The sequence below is a fragment of the Micromonospora sp. 15K316 genome (genome assembly GCF_004348525.1).
Taxonomy (GTDB): domain Bacteria; phylum Actinomycetota; class Actinomycetes; order Mycobacteriales; family Micromonosporaceae; genus Micromonospora.
This window is the reverse complement of record NZ_SMKG01000417.1, coordinates 1-1,265: the sequence shown is the minus strand read 5'-3', so window position 1 is coordinate 1,265 and position 1,265 is coordinate 1. Positions and strand designations below refer to the sequence as shown.

At 76.4% G+C, this 1,265-nt stretch carries 2 protein-coding genes; one reads left to right on the top strand and one right to left on the bottom strand.

All coding sequences use genetic code 11. The annotated features are described in order from the left end of the window. Window positions 1-6: 6 nt before the first annotated feature. Complete coding sequence (locus E1211_RS32075) at window positions 7-648, bottom strand: hypothetical protein (RefSeq protein WP_132353993.1); 642 nt, start codon at window positions 646-648, stop codon at window positions 7-9. 408 nt (window positions 649-1,056) lie between these two features. On the opposite strand from E1211_RS32075, the gene E1211_RS32070 reads away from it, so the two are divergent. Next, on the top strand, window positions 1,057-1,265 hold a 209-nt coding region (locus tag E1211_RS32070; protein WP_132353991.1), incomplete at its 3' end, for a hypothetical protein.

The window sequence follows — 1,265 nt, the reverse complement described above, 5'->3', positions numbered from 1 at the left end:
GAAGCGTCAGATGTTTATAAGAGACAGGTGGAACATCCCCCACGCCCGACCCAGCGGGTTCTCCCGCTCGAAGAGGTAGACCGGCCCGAAGAGGCTCAGCGCGAAGGCGAGGTAGATGCCCGGCAGGACGCAGAAGCAGACGCCCACGGCGATGAGCAGACCGGTCAGCAGCGTCCAGCCCCAGAGCCCCAGCATCCGGCGCACGCCGTAGCGCAGGGCGCCGGCCAGATCGACCGCCTCACCGGCCGCCTGGCGGGCGATCACCCACGTGCCGGCCGCCCAACCGAGGCACTGCACCAGCCCGACCAGCGCGCTTCCGGCGATGGTCACCAGGAGCAGGACTGTCAGGTCACCCACGAAGGTGTCCGGCAACCTCGTCGGGTCCTGCGCGATCGAGGCGTCCCATCCCGCGCTCGGGTCCACCCCGAGCGTGATCACCGAGAAGACCACCCCCGGCAGGACCTGGGTCAGCAGCAACAGCGGCAGCAGTACGCGCCAACCCCGCCGCACCGCGCCGAGGCAACGCTCCCACCACCCGCCGAGGCCGACGCCGGGCGGCGTCACCAGGGGATCACTCGGGTCGATGCCGGGCGGATACCACCCGCCGACCGGGCCGCCGTACCAGGTCTGACCGGGGTACGGACCCACGGCGGGCGGATAGCCGCCCGGAGGCGGGACGGCGGGGTAGCCGCCGACGGGCGGGTGACCCCAACCTGCCGGCCGGGTGCCGGGCTGGCCCCAGGCCGGCGCGTTCGGATCCCAGCCGGACGGGCCACCCGGGGTGCCCACCGGATCCCAGCCGGACGCGCTCGGCGTGCCGGCGACGTTCCAGCCAGGCTGCGCAGCCGGGCCGCCAGGTGCGACCGGACCCCAACCGGGCGGCACGGACGACGGGCCGCCGGTCGTGCCCCAGCCGGCGCTCGCGGGCGACGAGTCGGCGGGCGGCTGACCCGCGGGCGGCCTGCCGGCGGGCGCGGTGGGGTCGGCGGGCAGCCCCGGGTACGCGCCGGGCAGGCCCGGACCCGGCCGGCCTGGGTGCGCACTCGGCTGAGCCGGGTGCGCGACCGGATCCGGGTGCGGACCCGGCTGACCCGGGTACGGGCCGGGCTGACCCGGCTGGCCCGAGTGCGCGACCGGACCCGCGTGCGGGTCCGGGCCGGGCTGGCCGAACTCGGGTGTCGGCTCGCCCGGCTGACCGGGTTGCGGGCCGGTCTGGTCGGGATCGGAGCCGGGTGGACCGGGTTGGCCCGGGGGCGGGACGGCCG